Annotated in this window: 13 protein-coding genes; 7 read left to right on the top strand and 6 right to left on the bottom strand. The window is 59.9% G+C overall.

The features are described from left to right. Positions 1-324: 324 nt before the first annotated feature. The 5 genes from H7B90_RS20175 to H7B90_RS20155 all read right to left on the bottom strand — a co-directional run bounded on the left by H7B90_RS20175 (position 325) and on the right by H7B90_RS20155 (position 4,812). Complete coding sequence (locus tag H7B90_RS20175; protein WP_185137702.1) at positions 325-1,170, bottom strand: ABC transporter permease; 846 nt, start codon at positions 1,168-1,170, stop codon at positions 325-327. Further along, complete coding sequence (locus tag H7B90_RS20170) at positions 1,167-2,156, bottom strand: ABC transporter ATP-binding protein (RefSeq protein WP_185137701.1); 990 nt, start codon at positions 2,154-2,156, stop codon at positions 1,167-1,169. Before H7B90_RS20170 ends, H7B90_RS20175 begins: the two co-directional genes overlap by 4 nt. Further along, a complete protein-coding gene (locus tag H7B90_RS20165) occupies positions 2,153-3,325 on the bottom strand; it encodes a hypothetical protein (RefSeq protein ID WP_185137700.1) in 1,173 nt (390 codons plus the stop codon). The genes H7B90_RS20170 and H7B90_RS20165 overlap by 4 nt, the downstream gene beginning before the upstream one ends. Beyond that, on the bottom strand, positions 3,282-3,860 hold the full coding sequence (locus H7B90_RS20160; RefSeq protein WP_185137699.1) for a sigma-70 family RNA polymerase sigma factor: 579 nt from the start codon (positions 3,858-3,860) through the stop codon (positions 3,282-3,284). Before H7B90_RS20160 ends, H7B90_RS20165 begins: the two co-directional genes overlap by 44 nt. Before the next feature lie 73 nt (positions 3,861-3,933). Beyond that, positions 3,934-4,812, bottom strand: a complete 879-nt coding sequence (locus H7B90_RS20155; protein WP_185137698.1) for a LysR family transcriptional regulator — start codon at positions 4,810-4,812, stop codon at positions 3,934-3,936. Between the two features lie 188 nt (positions 4,813-5,000). Here H7B90_RS20155 and H7B90_RS20150 point away from each other — a divergent pair, with 188 nt between their 5' ends. The 7 genes from H7B90_RS20150 to H7B90_RS20120 all read left to right on the top strand — a co-directional run bounded on the left by H7B90_RS20150 (position 5,001) and on the right by H7B90_RS20120 (position 16,002). Next, positions 5,001-6,086, top strand: coding sequence for an NAD(P)H-dependent flavin oxidoreductase (locus tag H7B90_RS20150; RefSeq protein WP_185137697.1), 1,086 nt, complete (start codon positions 5,001-5,003; stop codon positions 6,084-6,086). Positions 6,087-6,766: 680 nt separating this feature from the next. Further along, positions 6,767-10,732: a fibronectin type III domain-containing protein gene (locus H7B90_RS20145; protein WP_185137696.1), complete on the top strand. Its 3,966-nt coding sequence runs from the start codon at positions 6,767-6,769 to the stop codon at positions 10,730-10,732. 149 nt (positions 10,733-10,881) lie between these two features. Continuing rightward, positions 10,882-11,472, top strand: a complete 591-nt coding sequence (locus tag H7B90_RS20140; protein WP_185137695.1) for a DUF1349 domain-containing protein — start codon at positions 10,882-10,884, stop codon at positions 11,470-11,472. Positions 11,473-11,509: 37 nt separating this feature from the next. Beyond that, positions 11,510-12,304 carry a Nif3-like dinuclear metal center hexameric protein gene (locus tag H7B90_RS20135; protein ID WP_185137694.1) on the top strand — a complete coding sequence of 265 codons (795 nt, stop codon included), beginning with the start codon at positions 11,510-11,512 and terminating at the stop codon, positions 12,302-12,304. Positions 12,305-12,986: 682 nt separating this feature from the next. After that, the gene (locus H7B90_RS20130) at positions 12,987-14,429 is read left to right on the top strand and encodes an NAD(P)/FAD-dependent oxidoreductase (protein WP_185137693.1); all 1,443 of its coding nucleotides are present in this window, start codon (positions 12,987-12,989) and stop codon (positions 14,427-14,429) included. A 33-nt stretch (positions 14,430-14,462) separates the two neighbouring features. Beyond that, a complete protein-coding gene (locus H7B90_RS20125; RefSeq protein WP_376701741.1) occupies positions 14,463-15,500 on the top strand; it encodes a sigma-70 family RNA polymerase sigma factor in 1,038 nt (345 codons plus the stop codon). Between the two features lie 76 nt (positions 15,501-15,576). Beyond that, entirely contained in the window at positions 15,577-16,002 is a 426-nt protein-coding gene (locus H7B90_RS20120) for an SRPBCC family protein (RefSeq protein ID WP_185137691.1), read from the top strand. Positions 16,003-16,078: 76 nt separating this feature from the next. Here H7B90_RS20120 and H7B90_RS20115 read toward each other — a convergent pair whose 3' ends face one another. Next, positions 16,079-16,495, bottom strand: coding sequence for a VOC family protein (locus H7B90_RS20115; RefSeq protein ID WP_185137690.1), 417 nt, complete (start codon positions 16,493-16,495; stop codon positions 16,079-16,081). Between the last annotated feature and the right edge of the window lie 131 nt (positions 16,496-16,626).

Below are 16,626 nucleotides of genomic sequence, written 5' to 3'. Positions count from 1 at the left end.
ATTTTCAACTGATGTTGACACATTTTTCGTTTGCCGCGCCCATCCCCCTTTCGGTTCGCGCTGACCCCATCTTACAACAACCCCTTTCCCAATCTGTAGAGAATTTCCATCCCGCTCGCCGGGATTTTATTTGGGACATTTTGGGACATCTGTGTAAACGAAGGAACTTAGCGTTCGAACCTACGGCGGCAAGTTCCTTTTGCTCGCTCCCGCACTTTCCCGCCGATTGGTCTCAGCCACGGAGCGGCATTGGTTGCTCTCTAGTACGTTCTAAAAAGCATGAGCCTGCCGGTATGCCGGCAGGCTCAGGTTGTTTATTTGGCGTTACAAGTCCTTCCGGCTGAACGCGCGGCATCCGAGCCAAAGCAGAACAGCCGCGTACCCGACCGTATACAGGAGGAAGGCGTTCGAGGGGACGCTCGGCATGGAGAAGGGCCCCATGTCGGAGAGCGCCAAACCCGCCCAGTCCGCTCCGCCCAGAAGCTCGTACAGGCTTCTTCGGTAGACCGAGTCCGTGGGAATGATCAGCCCGGCCAGAAGGACGAATTTTCCCACCGCGGGGTTGACCCCTCCGTAGGCCGAGATCCCTTCGACCAGCCCGCAGAAGAGGGCGAACCCGTACAGCAGGGCGGCGAAGATTCCGTTCCCCAGCATCGGCAGATAGACGGAACCCAGCATGGCCAGGGAGAGGAGCAGGATCGGCATCCAGATAAAAAGAGCGAAGCCCCGCAGCACATCCGCCGCCAGTACGGGAAGCCCCGCCTGGGAGTGGACAGTCCAGACGACGGCAAGGAACAGAGCCGCGCTGTACACGGCGACCCAGACGGCGTGCCCCAGCCATTTGGCCAGGTACAGCTTCCAGCGGGGAATCGGACGGGCGGCTACGGCCAGCAGCAGGCCGCTCTCCTGTTCGCCCGTGACGGTCCCCATGGCGGAGAACAGGACGAAGAAGGCCGACAGCAGCTGCGCGAAAAACAGCCCCAGCACCATGAGCACCATGCCGTTCATCAACCGGGCGGCGGGAGAGACTTGGTTCTGCCCGTCCATGGCGGCCATCTCCCGGACCCCGACCGCGAACAGGACGAGAAAGATGGCGGTCAAGATCAGAGTGACCAGGAACACCCGCTTGCGGGTCAGCTCTTTGAAGGTAGCCCCGATGTACATCGTCATTGCGAACCGCCTCCCCGGCGGGACTCGGCCATCCGGAGGAACCAGGCCTCCAGGCTGTTGCGCTCGGGGCCGGATTCGTACAGCGTCAGGCCGCACCGTATGAACAGGGAGCACAGGTAGCCGGCTTGTTCCCGATCCGTTACGGCGGCGGTCAGAAGAGCGTTGCCGCCGTCGTCGGCCTCGACCAGGTTCAGCAGGGAGGAGAGAGAGCCGCCGGCGGCATCGTTCAGCTCGGCCCACGTCTCCGGGAGCCAGCCGCCGAGCCGGAAGCGCCAGTTGGCGCCGGCGTTCCCGCCAACGCCCGTGCCGCCGAGCAGCTTATGCAGGGGGCCCGACGCCAGCAGCTCGCCTCCGTACAGGAAGGCGGCTTCATCGCACAGCTCCTCCACATCCTCCAATAGATGGGTATTGAGGAAGATCGTCACGCCCTTGTCCCGAAGCCGCTTCAGAAGACGGCGGACCTCGTAGCGTCCGACGGGGTCGAGGGCCGAAGCGGGTTCGTCCAGGATCAGCAGCTCGGGTTCCAGCAGCAGCGCGGCGGCGAGGCCCAGGCGCTGCTGCATGCCCTTGGAGAAGCCGCCTACCTTGCGGTCCGCGGCATCGGATAAGCCGACCAGCTCCAGGGTATCCCGGATTCGATTGCGGAAGGCGGAAGCCCGCGTCTCCCGCGGGCTCAGTCCTCCCAGCCGGCCATGGAAGCGGAGCACCTCCGCCGCGGTCAGCCACTCTTGAAACCGGAACAGCTCGGGCAAATACCCGAGCTTCCGTCTCGCTTCCGGCTGCCCCAGCGGCCGCCCCAGAACGGCGGCCCGTCCGGAGTCGGGCCGATGAAGGCCCGCCAGCATCTTGACGAAGGTGCTCTTGCCGGCGCCGTTCGGTCCCAGCAAGCCGAAGATGCAGCCCTCCGGCACCTGCAGGGTGATGCCGCGGCAGCCGCCGCGGCCGTTATAGGTCTTGGTCAATTCCGCCGTGTCGATTATCGTCATGGCCGGACAAGCTCCTCCGCGGCCTTACGGAAGTCGGATTCCGTCGGGAAGTCCTTCTCGGCGCCGCTGAGCATGTTGATCCGGTCTCCTTCCAGCCAGATCAGATAACGGCGATTGCCGTCCTCGGTCAGGATCGCGTCATGTCCGCCCAGCTTCAGGTTCGCGCTAACGCCGTCATAGGCCGGAACCGGGAGGGTGTTCCGCCAATCGCCGATGGCGGCCAGCTTCGTCCGCAGGCTGTCCGGCATGACGGGCAGCTCCAGGATCGCCTTCCGGACGGCTTCCGCGTCGATGCCGTCCTCCATGGTCAGCTCCGGCTTGCCGAATTGGAGAAGCCGCACCGGACGGCCCGACAAGGAGCCTTCCGCGGAGACGCCGTCCGGGATGAAGAGCCGGATGGCTTGACCGTCCGCTTCCGCGGGCAAGAAGTTCTTGCTGCCCAGACGGGCGAACAGCCGGTTGACCGCCTTCACGTTCAGCTCGAAGGTCAGCGTCGTGGCAGGCTGGTAGGAGGGGGGGCCGGACTCCTCAAGCCGGTGCAGGGGCGAGCCCATCCGCCGTTCCGCTTCGTTCCAGTCCAGGCTGCGATTCTCCCCGCCGCCGGACTGGCTGAGCGTGCCGTACTGGGCCAGGTTGAAGCTCCGGTCTCCCTCGGGCGAGCCGCGCTCCAGAACGTCGGAGATAGCGGTCAGATCGTCGGCCGAGATGCTGACTCCGACGAGGTGCTGGATGCGGAAGGTTTGCTGCATGGCAGCCAGCACGCGGTCTCCCGCGGGAGTGGCGAACAGGCCGATGGCGACGACGGCGGCGGCCGCTCCGACCGTCAGTCTCCGAAGCCTGCGCTTGGCCGGCCTCTCCGTCCGCCACGCTCCGTTCCTCCCGATCGCCGCTCCCGCGTATGCCGCTCCCGTCCCCGCGACGGCCGAAGCCCCTTGCATCGATTGGACATGTTCCGACTGCTTCATCAGGACAGCACCATCCTTCTCATCTTCATTGATATCCTCATTCCGCGCTGCATCGTTGCTCGCGCCTCCCGTCCGCCGCTCCGTCTCCAACTGTCTCCAGAAGGCCGGAACCGGTTCCCGGGACGCGAGCTTCTCGAACCGAGCCCAAGCCCGGTCCGTATCATAATCCGGTTCCCCGCCGGTCCGCTTCGCTTCGTCCGCCATCGCTTCGCTCCTCCTCCTGCCCGTACTTTTTCTTCAGCCGTTCCTGCGCCCGGGCGAGCAGCGTGCCGACGATCTTCGGGTTGACCTCCAGCCGGACGGCGATCTCCTCGTAGCTGTACCCTTCCTCCCGAAGCAGAAGGGCGGTCCGGTCCCGGTCCGAGAGCTTCTGCAGCACCCGGCGGACGACCTCCTTCTCCCATTCGGTGATGACCTCCGCCTCTCCCGAAGGGGCGGCGCCTTCCGACCAGGCCGCCACGCGGGCGGTCTCCTTTTCCAATAACGCCTTGTTCGAAGACCGTTGCCTCAGATAATCGTAGCCAATCCGGGTCAGCGTCCGGTGAAGCCAGGCGCCGACGGCCTCCAGTCGGTCCGGAGGGCTCCGGTAGAGCCGCAGGAACACTTCTTGGGCCAGATCCTCCGCCGCCGCATGATCGCCGGTCAACGCATAGAGCTTCCGCGCCACCTCTTGGTAGTGCTCCCGGAACAAGCGCCGGAACTGCTCCGGTACCCGTGCGCCTTGCGCGCCTTCCTCCATGTTGCCGCCGTCCCCCCTTTCCCTAATAAGACGGATGCCGGATCGGTTTTATAGCAGCGTCAAAAAAAGGAAATTAGCTCGGCCCGAACCTCTCGCTCGAGATCCGGATAAATTCGGATATCGCCGCCGTTCGATAAGCGTCGCTGCGTCGAATGAACAGCGTGGGAACGGTCCAGGAACGGTCCGGGAGGAGGTCGAGATATCGCAGGTTATAAGTCGCGCGGGCTCTCTCCGCTACCGAGCGAGGCAATAAGGATACCCCGAGCCCGGCGTGTATGCATCCCAGGATCCCCTCGAGCGTTCCGAATTCCATGATTTTCGCGGGCTTGATGCCATTCGATCGCAGCCAATCCTCGAGTTTGCGGCGGTAAGAGCAGCCGGCGCGGAATACGAGCAAAGTCAGATCGCGCAATCGTTCCGGCCGATCGATGGAAGGGAGCCGTTCCCCGGCAACGAGAACGAGCTCCTCAGCCCCCACCTCTACGAGATCGAGCTCGGGGTGTTCGATCGGCGCGGCCACGAATGCCCCGTCCAATTCGTAAGTCAGCACGAGCTGAAGGAGTTCGTCCGTCGTTCCCGTTCTTAAGGACAGATCGACCTCCGAATAAGCGGCAACGTAATCCGCGAGAATAAATGGAAGCCGAATGGCCGCCGTCGTCTCCAGCGAGCCGATCCGGAGAGGCCCTCGCGGGATCGAGTTGTCCGTAACGGCCCGTTCGGCCTCATTCATAAGAGATACAATTTTCTCGGCATAGCTCTTGAGCGCTTCTCCCGACGACGTGAGCCGAACCCCCTGGCGTCCCCGATGGAACAGCGGCGTATTCAGCTTGCTCTCGAGCCGTTGAATGCGGATGCTTATGCTCGACTGCACGTATTCCAGCTTCTCGGCCGCTTTGGTAAGGCTCCCCTCATGGGCCGCGGCCAGAAAAATCCGCAAGTCGCGAATGTCCACCTGAATGCCCCCTGCGCCAACCATTGATAATTTTGATGGCATATATGATTTAGATTCATTTTACCCGATGGCTCTGCGGGCGTACAATGAACGGTGAGAGCCGCAGGCTTGGGGAAGGGATAGACGGGTTTGATGGAGAGGGACAGACAGGATCGACGGATAGCTATAGATAGGAGGGTTAAAGGGCGATGGAGACGGAATTAACGCGTAAGCTCGGCATCCGATATCCGATCTTCCTGGCGCCGATGGCAGGCGGCCCTACGACGCCCGAATTGGTAGCGGCGGTCTCGAACGCCGGGGGCTTGGGCAGCCTGGGAGCCGGGTATTTGTCGCCGGAACAGCTTAGAGGCGCGATCCGCGCGATCCGAGAGCGGACGGACCGGCCGTTCGGAGTCAACTTGTTCGTGCCCGAGCAGGCGGCGGAATCGGAAGAGACGATCGGTTCGATGAACCGTCATCTCGATCGTTACCGCGGCGAGCTCGGGATCCCGGCGAATCCGCCGGTTCGCCAGGCGTCGGAGCCGTTCGAGGAGCAGACGCAAGTCCTGGTGGAGGAGCGCGTGCCCGTGTTCAGCTTCACTTTCGGCCTCCCGCCGCGGGAGCTGATCCGGTCGATGAAGCGGAAGGGAATCTTCGTCGTCGGAACGGCAACGACCGTCGATGAAGCCATTCGGGCGGAAGAAGCCGGCGTCGACGCGATCGTGGCCCAGGGCGGAGAAGCAGGGGGGCATCGGGGGACGTTCCTGAAGGAGGTGTCCGAATCCATGATCGGCACGATGGCCCTCGTTCCGCAAGCGGTCGATCAAGTGTCGATCCCGGTCATCGCGGCCGGAGGGATCATGGACGGGCGGGGGCTTGCGGCGAGTCTTGCTCTAGGCGCCGCCGCGGCGCAGATGGGCACCGCATTTCTGGCCTGCCCCGAGAGCGGGGCTCACGACGCGCACAAGCGGAAGCTTCTCTCGTCCAAGGAGGATTCCACGGAGGTCACGAGGGCTTACTCGGGAAAAGCGGCAAGAGGCATTCGAACGAAATTCATGTCCGACATGGAGCGGTATCCGGGGACGATTCCCGCTTACCCGATTCAGAACGCCATGACGAGAGACATCCGTCAAGCAGCCGCTGAAGCGAACAACCCCGAGTATATGTCGCTCTGGGCGGGGCAGGGGCTTCGGTTGGCCGGCGGCCGTCCGGCCGCCGACATCGTTCGGCGAACCGTCGATCAAGCGGACGAGCTCTTTCATAAGCTAGCGAATTTTGGATCTCCGACAGGTTAATCTATCGCCTCGTACGCGCCCGCCAAGCAAGGGCGGTCTTTGTGAAGCCGAACGCCTATGCCGCCGTTCGGCTCTTTGGCGTGCGCGGAACTTCGGCCCCTGGGATCTGCGGGTCCCCGTCGAGAGGTTCGCAGCTCTGAGGGGGACTCAGGGATTAGGTATGCACGGAAGTCATAAATTATCGATAATCCAAATATAGTTATGCTAACTATTGACAACAAAATCTAACGAACGTTATTTTATATATAACACCGCAAACGATACCGCAACTTCGCCGCCTTCCCGCGAAGATCCATTCCCGCTTATCCGCACCCTACACTTGTAAGCGCTTAACAGACTTGTCCATCATCACGATCGTCACGATGATCCCGAGTGATTCCGCCTGCACGATGATGCAGGACCGAATTCGGCCGTCGTTCCAGTCGCCGCTTCCGCATGTTTAACCGCAACGCCGAATCCGATTCTTGATTCCCGCTCCGATTCCGCCCGAGAGAGGAGCTTTAAGCTTCAAGCCGGGGGAGAGGGAATTGGAATAGACTCAAGAGGAGTGAGGGTGATCGCGAAGGTTAGCCTCGAATCGGACCGGGAGGATGGCCTCCCGGCCGCCGCAGCGAGAACGAACCCGATGAGAGCAAGTTGTATCGTGCCGGGAATAACCTAACGACTTGGGAGGTTCCGTTATGAGAAAAGGTATGATTAGCCTCATCTTCATGGCGCTGTTAGTCGGCCTTCTGCCGGTGCTGCATGCAAGCGCTGCCACGAACGTGGCGCTGAACAAAGCCGTAACCGCGAGCTCGACGGAGGATTCGGGCAAGACGCCCGCCTTGGCGGTGGATGGCAATTCCTCGACGCGATGGTCGTCCCAGTATTCCGACCCGCAGTGGATCCGGGTCGATCTGGGAGCGGCGGTTCCCATTAACGGGGTGAAGCTGAACTGGGAAGTCGCGTACGGGAAGGCGTACCAGATCCAGACTTCGACCGACAACAGCAATTGGACGACGGTCTACTCCACGACTCAAGGCGACGGGGGGATCGACGACATCTCGTTCGAGACGCGTAACGCAAGGTACGTAAGGATGTACGGCACCGAGAGAGGAACGCAGTACGGCTATTCGCTGTGGGACTTCGAAGCGTACGCCGCCGATCCGGCTCCGGATACGCAAGCGCCGACGGCGCCGACCAACCTCGCGAGCCCGTCCCGGACGGATACGACGGTCAGCCTGACATGGACCGCGTCGACGGACAACGCGGGCGTCGCCGGGTATGACATCTACCAAGGGACGACGCGGGTCGGCTCCAGCGCGACGACGGGCTACACCGTAACGGGCTTGACCGCCGCCACGGCGTATACCTTCACGGTTAAGGCGAAGGACGCCGCGGGCAACGAGTCGGCCGCCAGCCAACCGTTAAGCGTGACGACCAGCCCGGCGGGCGCGGGCATCGTCTCGGGTTCGATCTACAAGCTGACGGCCCAGCACAGCGGCCAGAATCTGGACGTCGACGGAGGCTCGACCGCCGACGGGGCCAACGTGCGGCAGTGGCCGGACAACGGCACCCCCCAGCAGCAGTGGAAGGTCGTCGACGCCGGAGGCGGCTATTACAAGCTCGTCTCGCAGGCGAGCGGCAAGGTTCTGGAGGTCGCCGGAAGCTCCTCCGCGGACGGCGCGAACGTGCAGCAGTGGACCGATCACGCGACGCCGAATCAGCAATGGAAAATCACCGGCCTAGGCGGCGGCTATTACAAATTGACCGCCAGGCACAGCGGCAAAGCGTTGGACGTTGTCGGAGGCTATACGAACGACGGAGCCAACGTGCAGCAATGGACCGACAACGGCAATCCCCAACAGAAGTGGAAGTTCACCCTCGTGACCTCGCAGACGGATACCGCGCCGCCGTCGGCTCCCGCCAACTTGGCCAGCCCGTCCAAGACGGATACGACGGTCAGCCTGAGCTGGAGCGCTTCGACCGACAACGTCGGCGTAACGGGCTACGACATCTACAACGGCTCCGTTCTCGCCGGCACGGCAACGACGACCAGCTACACCGTTACCGGATTGACGGCCGGCACCGCGTATACCTTCACGGTCAAGGCGAGAGACGCCGCGGGCAACGTGTCGGCGGCCAGCAGTCCTCTGACCGTAACCACGAATTCCGCTCCCGGCCATGCCGCGGGCTTCTACATTAACGGCCATACGCTCTACGACGCCAACGGCGTTCCCTTCGTCATGAGAGGCATCAACCACTCCTACACCTGGTACAAGGGGCAGGAAGCGACGGCCATTCCCGCGATCGCCGCGACGGGAGCCAACACGATCCGGATCGTGCTGTCGGACGGCCAGCAGTGGACCAAGGACAGCCTGTCCGCGATCCAGAACCTGATTACGCTGGCCGAACAGAACAAGCTGATCGCCGTGCTCGAGGTCCATGACGGAACCGGCTCGGACAGCGCGGCCGTGCTCGACAACATCGCGAACTATTGGATCGAGATGAAGAGCGCCCTGATCGGCAAGGAGAAGACGGTCATCCTCAACATCGCGAACGAATGGTACGGCACGTGGAACGGGGCGGGCTGGGCGCAAGGCTATCAATCCGTCATCCCCAAGCTTCGCAACGCCGGAATCAAGAACACGATCATGGTCGACTGCGCGGGCTGGGGTCAATATCCGCAATCGATCTTCGATTACGGAACGCAGGTTTTCAATGCGGATCCGCTGAAAAATACGATGTTCTCCATCCACATGTACGAGTATGCCGGGGGCAGCGCGGCTACGGTGAAGAGCAACATCGACAACGTGCTGAACAAGAATCTGGCCCTCGTCATCGGCGAATTCGGAATCAAGCATACGAACGGGGACGTCGACGAAGCGACCATCATGAGCTATGCCCAGGAGAAGGGCGTCGGGTATCTCGGCTGGTCCTGGAAGGGCAACGGAGCGGGACTCGAATATTTGGATATGGCGAACGACTGGGCGGGAACGAGCTACACCGAGCAAGGCAACGCGATTATCAACGGACCCAACGGGATCAAGGCGACTTCGAAAAGAAGCACCGTGTTCGGCGGGGCGGCGGATACGACGCCCCCTTCCGCGCCGGCCAGCCTGTCCGGCGCGCCGACGAGCTTCTCCTCCGCGGCTCTGACTTGGGCGGCGTCGACGGATAACGTGGGCGTAACGGGCTACAACGTCTACCGGGACGGAACCTTGGTCGCCATCAGCCCGACGACCGGCTATACGGTGACGGGCCTCAAGGCGAACACGTCCTACGTCTTCACGGTGCGGGCTCTCGACGCCGCCGGCAATCTGTCGGCTGCCAGCCAGCCCGTAACCGTCCGAACGCCGGACAGCAACGACCGGACGCCTCCTTCGGCTCCGACGAATCTCTCGGCGATCCCGGCGATCACGACCGTCCGGTTGACCTGGTCGGCCTCCACGGACAACGTCGGCGTCGCCGGCTATAACATCTATAAGGACGGAGCGCTGGCCGGGACGAGCGAGTCGACGAGCTTCATCGTCTCGGGTCTGGAGGGCGATACGACTTATCTTTTCACCGTCCAAGCGTTCGACGATGCCGGCAACGAATCCGCCGCCAGCCATGCCGTCTCCGTGACGACCGGCGATCCGAATCAGACCGGGCCGATCGATCCCGGGATTCTCGACGATTATGCCGGCTGGTACGTGGGAATCAACGGAGCCGACAAGCCGGCTTCGGGAACCGTCGCCCAGCTGTCGCCTCTCGATAACGGCGGCTTGAGCATGACCTTTAACCTGCAGGCCGAGAACTATCCGAGCTTCCAGCTCGACCCGAGCCCGGCGGCCGATTGGAGCTCGCATGCCTATATGAACTTGATCGTGACGAATCCGAACGCCGTCGAGCTTCAGCTGCAGCCGATCGTCAAGGACGCCGATTGGAAGTGGATCGAGCTCGGCTCCTATGCGAAAATCCCCCCGAAAACGACGATGATGGCGACAGTCCCGTTGGACGGACTCGCCGGCAAACCCGTCAATCGGATCATCTTCCGGGTTCAGGGCGGAAGCGGGGGAGTCGCGGGAAGCCTTCAGCTTCACGCGGTCGACTTCGATCTGGCCGCGGACGCCTACGCCTCGACCATCGCGGAGATGAATCGTCCGAAGACGGCGAGCTACTATCCGTGGAACTTCCCGGAGCCCTCGTTCGCGGGTACCGTATCGAGCGGCTTGAACGGCGAGACGGTGTTCGTCGACTATGCTTCGACGCTGAGCGACTCGGTGGCGGCCGGCGTGGGCACGGAGACGAAGCCGGGGCTCGGCGTCGGGGACGATTGGACGAAGTATTCCGGCATCTCGTGCACCTTGACCAACACGGGGTCCAAGGCCGTTCGCGCCTCTCTCGTTCTCAGGGTCGGCGGAGGCTGGCTATGGGAGGAGTCGGGAGGCCGGACGGCGGCCGATCCGTCGGTCGAGAGAGCGATCGCTCCCGGGGAGACCGCGGACGTGACGTACGCGTTCCATTCCCCGATCTGGAAGTCGGCGGCCACGGGCTGGACGTATAACGCTCCCGTCTCCAAGCTGACCGATATCAGGGCCGTCCAATTCAAGGTATACGCGGGAACGGGAGAGACGGTATCGGCGGGGACGCTGAATATCTCGAACTTCCAGCTGAATTTCTGACGGGGAGCTAGAAGCCGCAAGCGGCGGCGGGTCGGGATCGAAGGATCGGTCCCGGTCCGCCGCGTTTTTTTGTAGTATAATCGGATAAGATGCGCCCGCGAAGCGGGAATGCGGTTGATGGGCGCCGCGCGACGGGAGGAGCCGAGGGCATGTTCGAATGGAAGAAGGACCAACTATTCTGGATACGAGAACCGAAGAAGCATGAGATCCGGCAGGACAGGGTCGTCCTCACGACCGAGCCGGGCACCGATCTGTGGCAGCGGACGTATTACGGGTTCCGCAACGATAACGCCCCGGCCTTGGTGACGCGGACGGCCGAGCCGTTCTTCTCGTTCGCCGTCAAGACCGAATTCGACTCCAAGCGGCGGTACGATCAATGCGGCGTTCTGATCTATCAGAACGAAGAGAACTGGTTCAAGGCGTCGATCGAATACGAGAACGAGCGCGTTCAGCGGCTCGGCAGCGTCGTGACGAACCGCGGCTACTCGGATTGGGCGACGACGGATATCGGCGCGGACGTCAAGTCGATGTATTACCGGTTAAGCCGCCGCGGCAGCGACTACCTCATCGAGACGTCGGCGGACGGAACGAACTACAAGCAGATGCGAATCTTCCATCTGTTCGAGGGCGGCGGCGAGATCCGGTTCGGCATCTACGCGTGCAGCCCGGAGGAATCGTCGTTCGACGCCGTCTTCAGCGAATTCGAAGCGACGGAATGCAAGTGGGCGGAGCACCGGTAACGCTTTATGAATCGGCATGCAGCAGGGGAGAGCGGAAATGACGGCGACCATTAAAGCAATTATAGAGACGCTTACGGAGGGGATCGAGCCGATTCCGAACACGGTGGACAAGCTGGAGCCCGGCGAGCCGGAAGCGGCGGTGACGGGCATCGTGACGACGTTCGCCGCGACCCGGTACGTCGTGGAGCGGGCGATCGAGCTGGGCGCCAACCTCATCGTCTCCCACGAGGGAATCTATTACAGCCATCGGGGCGGCGCCGAAGCGTGGCCGAACGATCCGGTCTGCCGGGCGAAGGCGGAGAGAATTCGCGAGGCGGGACTCTCGATTTTCCGCTACCACGATTACGCGCATCGCCGCGCGCCCGACCTGATCACGGAAGGGCTCGTCGAGGCGCTGGGTTGGGCGGAATACGTGGAGGAGCACCGGCCGGAGGCGGCCCTGCTGACGATACCGCCGATGGGGGTCCGGGAGATCGCGGAGCATCTGCGGACGAAGCTCGGGCTCTCCGTCGTCCGGGCGGCCGGAGATTTGACGCAGACATGCCGGAGAGTCGGGGTGCTCGTCGGCTTCCGGGGAGGCGGTTCCGTGGCGATTCCGCTGTTCGAGAGCGGCCGGCTCGACTTGATCGTCGCGGGAGAGGGGCCCGAGTGGGAGACGCCCGAATACGTCCGGGACGCGGTCTTGCAAGGCGGGAGGAAGACGCTCCTGACGATCGGGCACGCCGAGAGCGAAGCTCCGGGAATGAAGCGGCTGGCCGCCATGCTTCAAGCGAAATATCCGGACGTGCCCGTTCACTTCGTGGCGGACCGTCCCGTCTTCGAGCTTCTGTAGCCGAAGGACGCGGATAGAGATTACGAGGACAAGGGAAGTTCCGTCGCGGGCGCGCGACGGAACTTTTTCTCGTTTTCCCGGACTAATTGACGATCTTGAAGGTGGCGTCCGCGGCGAACAGCGAGGAGCCGTCGTTCTTCGCCCAGCTTAAGCGCCAAAATAAACTTGACGTTGGGCAAGCCGAGAGATACCATGAGAGTAGAACTTAACCTTTTATTGGTAATTGTGGTAATTCCGAATAAGAATAGGGACTATTCTTTTGTGTAGTGCCGCTAGTGCTAATAAAGTCGACCATATTGAAAGCGCTCTTTCCCTATTTGACCGCGACAGAGAATAACCGCCAGGGTGCAGAAAGGAATGGATAAGCCGTTGATCTAAGCGCTCCACCTGCCGAGGAGATTCTATCCTTGTTGCTTGAAAGGAGGATTATTATAGGTCTATCGCTGCCGAATGATCGGTTCGCGTGGTCGTGTCTAAAAGCTGTCGCTTCGAAACCAGTTTAATGGATCCCATTCAGGGAGTCGGGGAACCGACCGATTGACTTCGAGATTGCTAGACGATTGTTCTCCGCTAGAGAGTGGGGATATCTGGATTGCTAGCCGGAGGAATCGGTCTCTACAATTCGCAGAATACTTCGGGTGGTGCATGGACAACTAATAAAGTGAAAAGAGGTTAAGAATATATGTCAAAAAATCCGGTATATGACGTTGTTGTAGTGGGAAATGGCGTTTTAGGACTATCGCTGGCACTTAAGCTGGTTCGAAGGAAATTGCGCGTAGCATTAGTTGGCGAATCCCATCGGCCATGGGCAGCATCGACGGCTGCAGGCGCAATGCTGGGGAGCTTCGGCGAAGTAACGAGCACTCTTCTAAAGAGTAAATACGGCCGCTTGAAACACGATCTTGCGGTACGTGCTACCGGATTGTGGAACGATTGGCTAAACGAATTGGAAGATAATCTTAGCGTTTCCGACATTCGCGCAGCCGACGGAACATTCGTTATCCATAATACCATTGGTTACTCGAAAATCGATGATGATAACTTCGAGGCCATCCGCGAGTCGCTGAAGGAGTATGGCGAGCCGTTTGAGGATATGAATCCATCCGATATTCATTGGCTTGACCCGGAATCCGGTTCGCGCCCCATTAAAGCCGTATATATACCGAATGAACATGCAGTAAACACCGCCCGGCTTTTGCGGAAATTGGAGGAGTCCTTTATTTCTCTTGGCGGAACTTTGATCTCTGAAGCAGGCGTCCGGATCGAAAGGAATAATGGCCGTGTTGAAGCCTTAGTTCTCCATTCCGGAGAACGTCTGATTAGCGATCATATCGTAATAGCGGCGGGTGTCAAGTCTCAAACCTTGTTGGATACGGTCCCTGACGTTGCCGCACGGATCCCTCGACTGGTCAGCGGGTACGGGGTTTCCGCATTAGTAAGTACGATGGATGGAACTACGCCGAACTCGGTAATCAGGACGCCTAACCGAGCTTTTGCATGCGGACTGCATATCCTTCCGCGCAGCAGGGGAGAAGTATATGTCGGAGCTACTAACATTATTTCTCCGAGAGCGGTAGACTCGCCTATGTTAGAAGATGTCGTATTTCTTCTTGAATGCGCATACCGCCAAGTTCGGCGGGATTTGTCGAAAGGGCGGGTGAGTCGTCTGCAAGTCGGGAATCGCCCCGTTTCCCTCGATGGATTTCCTCTTATTGGCGAGACGGATCTTAGCGGTCTCTGGATGATGACGGGGACCTTTCGCGATGGGTTAACGCTCTCGCCTTATTTGTCTCGGGAGATGGCCAAGCTTATATGCGGCGAGCCGGCTGATTGGGACTTAGAGCTATTTAAGCCCGTACGTCAACCTATTCAACCTTTTTCCCGTGAAGAGGTCATTTCGGAAACAGTAGCCCATACGCTTGCTACCGGATATGAGAGCGGTTGGCGAATTCCGGTCGGGTGGCATAATCAGATCGAGTATAACTTGCGAACCGAATATGAGAAGTTTGCTAATGATCTAGATCCTGTTTACACACCGCCTTCGAATTTGCTGGATGCTTCTAGTAAAGACCTGATCGTTTTGAAGATGCTTAGCAAATACTATATGGCTGCAAAACAAAATTAAAAGAACGAGGTTCTGAAAGTACCGGAGAATCGGTTGTTGCAGATTGAGGCCGTCCGCTTCATTGCATATAATGAAGGTACCGCCACTTCGGGGAGATCGTTAAGGGAGGCCGCGATGAACGAGACCGCATTTGACGAACCCTTATTTGCAAGCTTGAAGCCGGGCTTAACCTCGTTCTGTTACCGAATGCTAGGCTCCATGGACGATGCGGACGATGCCGTTCAGGAGACGAGCATCCGGGTCTGGCAGAGCTGGAGCACGTTCAGACAGGATTCCTCGTTCAAAACTTGGGTCTATCGGATTGCCTCCAACCTGTGCTTGGACAAGCTGAGGCAATCCAAACGCCGCGCGCTTCCCGTTGACCTGTTCGACCCGGCCGTCGCCATCGTCGAGCCGCGCGACACGCTGCCGGACTCCGCCTGGATCTGGCCGTCTCCCGACTTTGGGGGCGATCCGGAGGATCGGCTCGTCCGCAGAGATACCCTTCGACTGTGCTTCATCGCTCTCCTGCAGACCCTGCCTCCGCGGCAGCGCGCGGTACTCATCTTGAAGGATGTATTCGAATGGTCCTCCAAGCAGATCGCGGGTACGTTGTCGATGTCGCCGGCAGCGGTGAACAGCGCCTTGCAACGAGCCCGAGAGACGATGGACCGGGCGCAGCTTCGCTCGGACGAGCTCAGCAGCATGGACGTTCAACCGGAGCAGCAGCTGCTGTCCCGGTACGTGGAGGCCTTCGAGCAATTCGATATTGCTGCGCTCGTCGCCTTGTTCCACGAGGAAGGCTGCATGTCGATGCCGCCCTTCGAGATGTGGATCCGCGGCAAGGAAGATTTGTCCGCCTTCTATTCGCTTACTCGCTGGCATTGCGAAGGTTCGCGACTTGTGCCCATTACGGTGAATGGCGGTTATCCGGCGTTGGCCCAGTATATGCCGGATAAAGAGGGCTCCGGCCTGATACCCTGGGGCATCCACGTCATCGAAACCAAAGGAAATCGAATCCTGCACGTTCAAAACTTCATTCATACGCCATTATTTTCGCGATTTGGGCTGCCTGAGCGAATCGACCGATGAATTTCGTCATTGGCTTACGTCTATAGCATTGAGAAGTACCAAACGACGAATATTATGAGAGAGGTGTCTGTTTAAAATGGAGACGAGTCAACCGACGAAAGTAACCGTGCAAGCCGTCATTCAAGCCCCTGTCGAGAAAGTATGGCGCTATTGGACCGAGCCGGATCACATCACGAAGTGGAATCAAGCGTCCGAGGACTGGCATGCGCCGAGAGCCGAGAACGATCTGCGGGTCGGCGGCAAGTTTCTGACACGGATGGAAGCGAAGGATGGCAGCATGGGCTTCGATTTTGGCGGCGTCTACGATGTCGTGAATCGGCATGAGGCGATCGGCTACACCATGGAAGACGGAAGAAGAGTGGATATTGCTTTCGTCGATCAAGGGAATGAGACGAAGGTCGTCGAAACGTTCGACGCGGAAAGCTCCAATCCCGTCGAGTTCCAGCAAGCAGGCTGGCAAGCGATCATGGACAATTTCAAAGCCTATACCGAACAAAACTAATCATCGAAGAAGACGCCGGGGAAGATGCCCGGCGTCTTTCTTTTTGATCCCTCGCACGAGTCTGCTGCCGTTAGCCTCAGCCTTGTGCCGCATCCGTGTTCATGCAGTTAATGGCCCACAGATGGCCGTCCAAGTCCACGAAGCCCCAATGATACATGAACTCATGATCTTCTGGTTCAGCATGCAATTTCCCGCCCAACGAGACGGCGGTATTCACGATTTCATCGACCTTTTCCCGGCTCTCGAAGGCCAATGCGATCGTCATCTGCGCATACTTGCTCGTATCGACGGATTCCTTCTCCGTGAGCGTATTAAAGAATGCTTGATTGATCAGCATGACCTGCAGGTTGTCGCCGATCACGATGGCTGCCGAATTCTCGTTCTCGGGGAATTGCGGGTTGAGCTCGAATCCGAGTCCGGTGAAGAACGCTTTCGATTGATCTACGTTTTTAACAGGCAGGTTGAAGCTCGTGAATGCGGACGTTAATGCCATTTTCATAACCCCTCTTCGTCAAATTAGTTTGGGTTCAATTATGCCTTCGTTTATATAGACGACAGCCGTTCCGGGAATTCATCGATCACATGGATTCGGAAGCGTAATATTTAATCCTGAATTACGAAAGT

The organism is Cohnella xylanilytica (assembly GCF_014212175.1).
Classification (GTDB): domain Bacteria; phylum Bacillota; class Bacilli; order Paenibacillales; family Paenibacillaceae; genus Cohnella; species Cohnella xylanilytica.
The sequence above is the reverse complement of the archived record's forward strand: the minus strand, read 5'-3'. Positions and strand labels throughout refer to the sequence as shown.

Coding starts and splice junctions, on each gene's coding strand:
- H7B90_RS20175 (WP_185137702.1), bottom strand. CDS start 1,170: ATGACGATGTACATCGGGGCTACCTTCAAAGAGCTGACCCGCAAGCGG.
- H7B90_RS20170 (WP_185137701.1), bottom strand. CDS start 2,156: ATGACGATAATCGACACGGCGGAATTGACCAAGACCTATAACGGCCGC.
- H7B90_RS20165 (WP_185137700.1), bottom strand. CDS start 3,325: ATGGCGGACGAAGCGAAGCGGACCGGCGGGGAACCGGATTATGATACG.
- H7B90_RS20160 (WP_185137699.1), bottom strand. CDS start 3,860: ATGGAGGAAGGCGCGCAAGGCGCACGGGTACCGGAGCAGTTCCGGCGC.
- H7B90_RS20150 (WP_185137697.1), top strand. CDS start 5,001: ATGGAGACGGAATTAACGCGTAAGCTCGGCATCCGATATCCGATCTTC.
- H7B90_RS20145 (WP_185137696.1), top strand. CDS start 6,767: ATGAGAAAAGGTATGATTAGCCTCATCTTCATGGCGCTGTTAGTCGGC.
- H7B90_RS20140 (WP_185137695.1), top strand. CDS start 10,882: ATGTTCGAATGGAAGAAGGACCAACTATTCTGGATACGAGAACCGAAG.
- H7B90_RS20135 (WP_185137694.1), top strand. CDS start 11,510: ATGACGGCGACCATTAAAGCAATTATAGAGACGCTTACGGAGGGGATC.
- H7B90_RS20130 (WP_185137693.1), top strand. CDS start 12,987: ATGTCAAAAAATCCGGTATATGACGTTGTTGTAGTGGGAAATGGCGTT.
- H7B90_RS20120 (WP_185137691.1), top strand. CDS start 15,577: ATGGAGACGAGTCAACCGACGAAAGTAACCGTGCAAGCCGTCATTCAA.
- H7B90_RS20115 (WP_185137690.1), bottom strand. CDS start 16,495: ATGGCATTAACGTCCGCATTCACGAGCTTCAACCTGCCTGTTAAAAAC.